The 7333-nt window shown below is 49.1% G+C and carries 8 protein-coding genes and 1 tRNA gene; all 9 read left to right on the top strand.

The features are described 5' to 3' along the window. Window positions 1-96, top strand: a 96-nt coding sequence (locus FN808_RS17880; protein ID WP_142715988.1) for an EF-Tu C-terminal domain-related protein, incomplete at its 5' end; no start/stop codon positions are given. Window positions 97-263: 167 nt separating this feature from the next. Then, window positions 264-336: transfer RNA gene (locus FN808_RS17875), tRNA-Trp, on the top strand. 26 nt (window positions 337-362) lie between these two features. Then, window positions 363-545, top strand: coding sequence for a preprotein translocase subunit SecE (gene secE, locus FN808_RS17870; RefSeq protein WP_142715987.1), 183 nt, complete (start codon window positions 363-365; stop codon window positions 543-545). Continuing rightward, entirely contained in the window at window positions 542-1108 is a 567-nt protein-coding gene (gene nusG / locus FN808_RS17865) for a transcription termination/antitermination protein NusG (RefSeq protein WP_142715986.1), read from the top strand. Before secE ends, nusG begins: the two co-directional genes overlap by 4 nt. Window positions 1109-1179: 71 nt before the next feature. After that, window positions 1180-1611 carry a 50S ribosomal protein L11 gene (rplK, locus tag FN808_RS17860; RefSeq protein ID WP_142715985.1) on the top strand — a complete coding sequence of 144 codons (432 nt, stop codon included), beginning with the start codon at window positions 1180-1182 and terminating at the stop codon, window positions 1609-1611. 15 nt (window positions 1612-1626) lie between these two features. Next, a complete protein-coding gene (gene rplA, locus FN808_RS17855) occupies window positions 1627-2325 on the top strand; it encodes a 50S ribosomal protein L1 (protein ID WP_142715984.1) in 699 nt (232 codons plus the stop codon). 23 nt (window positions 2326-2348) lie between these two features. After that, entirely contained in the window at window positions 2349-2873 is a 525-nt protein-coding gene (rplJ, locus tag FN808_RS17850) for a 50S ribosomal protein L10 (RefSeq protein WP_142715983.1), read from the top strand. Window positions 2874-2926: 53 nt separating this feature from the next. After that, window positions 2927-3295: a 50S ribosomal protein L7/L12 gene (rplL, locus tag FN808_RS17845; protein WP_142715982.1), complete on the top strand. Its 369-nt coding sequence runs from the start codon at window positions 2927-2929 to the stop codon at window positions 3293-3295. A 182-nt stretch (window positions 3296-3477) separates the two neighbouring features. Next, window positions 3478-7293 carry a DNA-directed RNA polymerase subunit beta gene (gene rpoB / locus FN808_RS17840; RefSeq protein ID WP_142715989.1) on the top strand — a complete coding sequence of 1272 codons (3816 nt, stop codon included), beginning with the start codon at window positions 3478-3480 and terminating at the stop codon, window positions 7291-7293. Window positions 7294-7333: the final 40 nt, after the last annotated feature.

Below are 7333 nucleotides of genomic sequence, written 5' to 3'. Positions count from 1 at the left end.
ATTCAGCCGGTAGCCATGGAAGAGGGGCTTCGCTTTGCGATCCGCGAAGGCGGCCGTACGGTGGGCGCCGGCGTGGTAAGTGAAATTATTGAATAAGTACTCAGGTACTTAGGTGTAAAATTGCTTGAGAGAATGGGTCCATTCGGCCTGTTCTCTTGGCGTATACGGGTGTGGCTTTCTCCCGATGGTTCGGGAGGAGCAGGGCAGCAGGAAGGCTGGTGTATCATATGGTCTTTGCTGCCTCAAAATTCACCAGTAAATTTACGGGTGTAGCTCAATTGGCAGAGCAGCGGTCTCCAAAACCGAAGGTTGTGGGTTCAAGTCCTTCCACCCGTGCAAGTGTTGAACTGATTATATAATTCATGGATAAGATTAAAGAGTTTCTGGAGGATGTCCGCAAGGAGATGAAAAAGGTCTCCTGGCCCGACCAGGATGAATTGGTTGACTATACGATTGTAGTAGTCATCTTTACCATTCTTCTGTCTGGATTTATTTTTGCAGTAGATCAAGTTTACAGTACCATATTAGAGGCACTCTATCAATGACACAAGATGATCAGCATAAGTGGTATGTAGTTCGCGTTTTTTCCAGTCATGAGAAAAAAGTGAAACGATACCTGGAGCGTGAAATTGAGATGCAGGGACTTCAGGATAAGATCACCGAAGTCCTCATACCTACAGAGACGGTTATTGAAATACGGTCTGGTAAAAAGAGAACCCGGGAGAAGAATTTCTTTCCCGGTTATATCCTTCTGAAAACGATCTATGACGAAGAGGTCAACAACCTCATTCAGGGTGCCCCCTCAACCATTGGTTTTTTAAAGACGGGCAAAACACAGCATATCCCCAAGCCCTTGCGCAAGGCTGAAGTCGACAGGATTCTGGGCCGCGTTCAGGACAGCGAGGATATGATGGAGAAAGGCGGGAAAATTGAAATTCCCTACGATGAAGGAGATATTGTAAAAGTCATCGATGGCCCGTTCAAGGATTTTGACGGAACCGTACAGGAAGTGAATACGGAAAAGCTCAAGTTACGAGTTCTGGTAAGTATTTTTGGTCGAAAGACCCCGGTTGAAGTTGATGTGAACCAGGTAGAACCTGCAACTTGACCACTAAAATCACTGATGCAAAGTGAGCTATTACGCGGCAACAAACAGATAAGTATAAGCAGTAAATTCAAATGGCAAAAAAAGTAGATCAAGTACTTAAGCTCCAGATTCGGGGCGGCCAGGCAAACCCTGCGCCACCCGTCGGACCTGCATTAGGTCAGGCTGGAATCAATATTATGGAGTTCTGTAAGGCTTTTAATGCTGCCACCCAGGAAGATGCCGGTACGATTATACCGGTTGAAATCACGGTGTACCAGGATAAGTCTTTCACCTTCATAACGAAGACACCACCTGCTGCAGTTCTGCTGAAACAAGCTGCTGGTATAAAATCCGGTTCCGGAGAGCCCAATCGTAACAAGGTTGGCAAGGTAACCTGGACCCAGTGCAAGGAGATTGCAGAACAGAAGATGCAGGATCTGAATGCTTTTGAGGTAGAAAATGCTGCTGAGATGATTGCAGGTACTGCCCGAAGCATGGGGCTTCGAGTGCTAAGAGATAAATAGGAAGTAATATACATTATGGCACAACGAGGAAAAAAATATCAAGAGGCCGCAAAGCTCATTGATCCGGAGTTGGAATATACCCTGGAGGAAGCTTGTGATCTTGTTAAAAAAGCCTCATCAGCTAATTTTGACGAATCTGTTGATCTGGATATTCGCCTGGGAGTTGATCCCCGGCATGCCGATCAGATGGTTCGTGGTTCCGTTTCCCTGCCCCACGGCACGGGTAAGGAAGTGCGCGTTTTAGCTTTAGTTAGCGAAGCGAAGCAGGAAGAAGCTGAGGAGGCCGGAGCAGATTACGTAGGTCTTGATGAATATATTGAGAAAATTGAAGAAGGATGGACCGACATTGATGTGATTGTCGCCACACCGGATGTTATGGGTCAAATCGGAAAGCTGGGTCGCATTTTGGGGCCCCGTGGACTTATGCCCAACCCGAAAAGTGGAACGGTGACCAACGATGTTGCCGATGCTGTCAAAGAAGTGAAAGCCGGAAAGATTGATTTTCGTGTGGATGAATACGGAATTCTGCATAGCTCAATCGGCAAGGCCAGCTTTGATGCCAGTGAACTTCGCGACAATGCGATCAAGTTTTTGCAAACGGTTCTGCGGCTCCGACCCGCTTCTGCTAAAGGTTTATACATCAGAAGTGCGTTTATGAGTTCCAGCATGGGCCCGAGCATTCCCTTAAGTCGTTCATCTGTAATTTCTGTATAGAAGTTTATAAAACAAACTGAATCATGCCAACATTAGCAGAAAAGAAAGCAGTTGTTGAGGAGATTACGGAAAATCTGAATGAGGCCGGTGCCGTTTATATCACCAATTATTCAGGAATGTCCGTGAAGGAAGTCAACAATATGCGTGGCAAATTCTTCGAAGACGATATCAAGTATAAAGTGTATAAAAACACCTTGGTAAAACGAGCCATGGACGAGGTGGGAGGATACGACGAGTTATATCCCCACTTAGTCGAACAGAATGGCTTTGCCTTCGTAGAAGAAGAGCTTGCTGCACCCGCAAAAGTGATTAAACAATTATTTGAAGAAACAGAGCGGCCAAAATTCAAGGCAGCCCTCATTGACGGAGACTATTACGGTGAGGACGAACTGAATACACTGGCTGCAATGAAATCCAAAAGCGAAGTTATCGGCGATATCGTCGGGCTTCTTCTTGCTCCTGTTTCTAATGTGGTTAGTGCGCTTGAAGCTCCCGGCAGAACGATTGCCGGAGCCGTTGAAACCATCGCCGAAGAAGGCGAAGAATAATCAAACCTTAATACACGAATTTTCAATTCACAAAGATCAATCGGAGAAAAAACATGGCTGACGTTAAAGATTTAGCTGAACAATTAGTCAATTTAACAGTAAAAGAAGCAAACGAACTCGCTAACGTTCTTGAAGAAGAATATGACATCAAGCCTGCGGCTGCACCGGCCGTTGTTGCTGGTGGCGGCGAAAGCGAGGGTGCTGAAGAACAAACAGAATTTGATGTAGTTCTGAACAGCCCCGGCGACAAGAAAATTGCCGTCATTAAAGAAGTTCGTACCATCACAGGCCTCGGTCTTAAAGAAGCAAAAGAGCTTGTTGATAATGCACCTAATCCTGTCAAGGAAGGGGTGGATAAAGCAGAAGCGGAAGACATCAAGTCTAAGCTTGAAGACGCAGGCGCTGAAGTTGAGCTTAAGTAATTAGGCTTCAACATACACATTTTGTCACTAGCCAATATCGTGTTAATACGGTATTGGCTATTGGCGTCTATTTGCATGCTGATAGTCCACTTTGAATAAAGTGTTTTGCTAAAGCGGCAAATTTGGCTCATCACCATCTAACTAATTTTAAAGGAGAGGTTCCTTTGAATACACACAGCAACATGGAGAAAATCCCTTTCACCGACCGCTTAACATTTGCCAGTACTGAACATGTTTTAGATTATCCCGATTTTTTGGATATCCAGCTGGACTCCTTTGGTCAGTTTACTCAGCTGGACATTGCGCCTGAAGATCGAAAGGTTCAGGGACTTCAAAAGATTTTTAAAGATAATTTCCCCATCCAGGATTCCCGCGAGACACATATCCTGGAGTTTCTGTATTACAGCGTTGATACGCCCAAATACAGCATGAAGGAATGCCAGGAACGCGGGCTTTCGTATGCCGTTCCCCTGAAAGCAAAACTGCGCCTCTCAGCGGTGGATGACGATGATGAAACCACCGAGACGATTGAACAGGAGGTTTTCCTGGGCGACCTTCCCTGGATGACCAACCGGGGAACATTTATCATCAACGGAGCGGAGCGAGTGATCGTAAGTCAGCTCCATCGCTCTCCGGGCGCCTTTTTTGGTCAGAACGTACACCCCAATGGCACGCAGCTCTATAATGCACGGGTCATCCCCTTCAAAGGGTCGTGGATTGAGTTCTCCACGGATATCCGTGATGTGCTCTGGGCCTATATCGACCGCAAGAAGAAGGTTCCATTCACTACGCTGTTGCGAGCGCTGGGTTATTCTACCGATGAGGAGCTCTTTAACCTGTTTGAGCTTTCGCAGAAAGTAAAGATTGAGTCCAAGAAACAGTACAACGACGAACTCGTCGGTGAGCGTCTTGCTGTGGACATCGTGGAAGAAAAGATGGAAGAAGTCGTCGATGATGAGACCGGCGAAGTTACCGAAGCGCTGACGCGGGAGGTTCTTCTTGAGATTGACCACGAACTGACCGAAGATGACTATGGGCTGCTCAAGGAGGCGGATGTAGACATGGTCCGTATTCAGGATATGGAACCGGAGGATTCGGAGCGGGATGTGTTTATGAATACCCTGCGCAAAGATCCGACCCATGATGAGGAGTCGGCCCTTGGCGAGATTTACAAGCAGATCCGTACCGGCGAAATGCCCGACCCCGAGACGGCACGACAGGTGCTCGAGCGGCTGTTTTTCAGCGACAAGAAGTACGATCTGGGCGAAGTTGGCCGCTACCGGCTTAACAAGCGCCTGAAGCTGGATGTGGATATGGACGTCCGCTACCTGGTCAAGGAGGATATCGTGGCCATCATTAAAGAGGTCATACGCCTCAAGAATATGAAATCGCAGGTGGATGATATTGACCACCTGAGCAACCGCCGCGTCCGTACCATCGGCGAGCAGCTGGGACAGCAGTTTTCTATTGGACTGGCCCGCATGTCGCGCACCATCAAGGAACGCATGAATTCGCGCGATGCCGAGCAGCTCACCCCGCAGGATCTGGTGAATGCCCGAACCATTTCATCGGTCATTAACACCTTCTTCGGTACCAACCAGCTCTCCCAGTTCATGGACCAGACCAACCCCATTGCCGAGCTGACCCACAAGCGGCGGATGTCGGCACTGGGTCCGGGGGGGCTGACACGTGAGCGGGCCGGTTTCGAGGTGCGCGACGTCCACTATACGCACTACGGGCGGCTGTGTCCCATTGAGACGCCTGAAGGACCGAATATTGGATTGATTACTTCGCTTTGTGTGCATGCCAAGGTCAATGATTTCGGATTCCTGGAAACGCCCTACCGCAAGATCGAGGACGGCCAGGTAACGGGCGACATTGAATATCTTTCTGCCGAGCAGGAAGACGAAACCATCATCGCCCAGGCCAATGCACCTGTGGAAAAAAGCGGTGTGTTCAAGAATGACAACATTTTTTCCCGTTTCCGTGATGGAGAGGTGGGCCTGGCGAAACCCGATGAAATTGAATACATGGATGTTTCGACCAACCAGCTCACATCGGTTGCAGCGGCGCTGATTCCCTTTATTGAGCATAACGATGCCAACCGTGCACTGATGGGCTCGAACATGCAGCGGCAGGCCGTGCCTCTGCTGCGTCCCGAAGCCCCGGTGGTTGGTACAGGACTTGAATATCGTGCTGCCAAAGACTCCCGCGCCATCATCACCGCTGAGAAAGACGGAGAGGTTGTTTACGTCAGCTCCACCGAGATTCATGTGAAATACGACCGCACGGAGATGGAGCAGTACTGTCACTTTGACGAAGGCGTCAAAAAGTACAAGCTGACCAAATTCGAGCGAACCAACCAAAGCACCACCATCAATCAGAAGCCGATCGTCAATGTGGGTGACAAAGTGGTCAAGGGACAGACCCTGGCCGACGGCTGTGCTACCGATGGGGGAGAGCTGGCCCTGGGCCGCAATCTCCTGGTCGGGTTCATGCCTTGGCGAGGGTACAACTTCGAGGATGCCATCGTTGTAAGTGAACGCGTGGTGCAGGATGATCTGTACACCTCCATTCACATTGAGGAGTTCGAGCAGGAAGTTCGAGACACCAAGCGGGGCGAAGAGGAACTGACCCGTGAGATTCCGAATGTAAGTGAAGAGGCCACCAAGGATCTGGACGAACACGGTATCATCCGAACTGGGGCCAAAATTAATCCCGGTGATATCCTTGTTGGTAAGATTACCCCCAAGGGAGAAACAGATCCCACGCCCGAAGAGAAACTCCTGCGCGCCATATTCGGCGACAAGGCGGGGGATGTAAAAGATGCTTCACTGAAAGTGTCGCCGGGCGTATCGGGAACCGTTATTGATACCAAGCTGTTCAGTCGAAAACGGGACGAGCAGATTTCTCGCAAAGAGGAGAAAAAGCAGGTTGAGCTGGAGAACGAACGTCATGCTGAGAAAGTGGATGAACTCAACAGCAAGATGGTCGATAACCTTTACAGCCTCCTTCGCGACAAGACGTCGCCGGGCGTATACGATTTCAACGGGGTAGAGCTTATCCCGAAAGGTGAAAAGTATCGCAAGTCTGATTTTGAAGAGCTTGACCCGGTAAATATCAATGAGAATATACAGTGGGCTACCGATGATGAGCTGGTAGAACATGTGCGTATGCTCTTTAAGAACTATCGAAAACTGCGTCGCGAAATCGATACCGAAGCCAAGCGGCGCAAGTATCAGATTCAAGTGGGCGATGATCTTCCTCCTGGAATTATCCAGAAAGCGAAGGTCTATGTGGCCAAGAAGCGAAAGCTCCAGGTGGGCGACAAGATGGCCGGCCGACACGGAAACAAAGGTGTGATAGCCAAAGTGGTTCCGGTTGAGGATATGCCGTTTATGAAAGACGGAACGCCCGTCGATATCTGCCTGAACCCGCTGGGGGTACCATCGCGTATGAACCTCGGACAAATTTACGAGACCATTCTGGGATGGGCTGCCAAGAAGCTGGGTGTTAAATTTGCCTCGCCTATTTTTGACGGGGCCAGTGAAGAGCAGGTTAAAGAACAGCTCAAAAAGGCAGGCCTGCCGGAAGACGGCAGAGTTACGCTCTACGACGGACGCACCGGAGAGCCGCTGGACCAGAAGACCACCGTGGGTTATATGTACATGCTTAAACTCAATCACCTGATTGAGGACAAGATGCATGCCCGCTCTATTGGACCGTATTCGCTTATTACACAGCAGCCACTGGGCGGTAAAGCACAGTTTGGTGGTCAGCGTCTCGGTGAGATGGAGGTCTGGGCGCTGTATGCTTACGGTGCATCCAGCATTCTCAAAGAGATGCTTACCGTTAAAAGTGATGATGTCAAAGGCCGATCGCGCGTCTACGAAGCTATCGTCAAGGGCGAGAACCTGCCCGAAGGCGATGTACCCGAGTCGTTCAAGGTACTGCTGCGCGAAATGATGGGTCTTGGACTTGAAATTCACATAGACTAACGATAACACAGAATTTACACTGTTAAATAAAGTCAATCCG

This window comes from Fodinibius sediminis (assembly GCF_900182555.1).
GTDB lineage: Bacteria > Bacteroidota > Rhodothermia > Balneolales > Balneolaceae > Fodinibius > Fodinibius sediminis.
This window is presented reverse-complemented; position numbering and strand designations above follow the sequence as displayed.

Coding starts and splice junctions, on each gene's coding strand:
- rpoB (WP_142715989.1), top strand. CDS start 3,478: ATGGAGAAAATCCCTTTCACCGACCGCTTAACATTTGCCAGTACTGAA.
- rplA (WP_142715984.1), top strand. CDS start 1,627: ATGGCACAACGAGGAAAAAAATATCAAGAGGCCGCAAAGCTCATTGAT.
- secE (WP_142715987.1), top strand. CDS start 363: ATGGATAAGATTAAAGAGTTTCTGGAGGATGTCCGCAAGGAGATGAAA.
- rplJ (WP_142715983.1), top strand. CDS start 2,349: ATGCCAACATTAGCAGAAAAGAAAGCAGTTGTTGAGGAGATTACGGAA.
- rplK (WP_142715985.1), top strand. CDS start 1,180: ATGGCAAAAAAAGTAGATCAAGTACTTAAGCTCCAGATTCGGGGCGGC.
- nusG (WP_142715986.1), top strand. CDS start 542: ATGACACAAGATGATCAGCATAAGTGGTATGTAGTTCGCGTTTTTTCC.
- rplL (WP_142715982.1), top strand. CDS start 2,927: ATGGCTGACGTTAAAGATTTAGCTGAACAATTAGTCAATTTAACAGTA.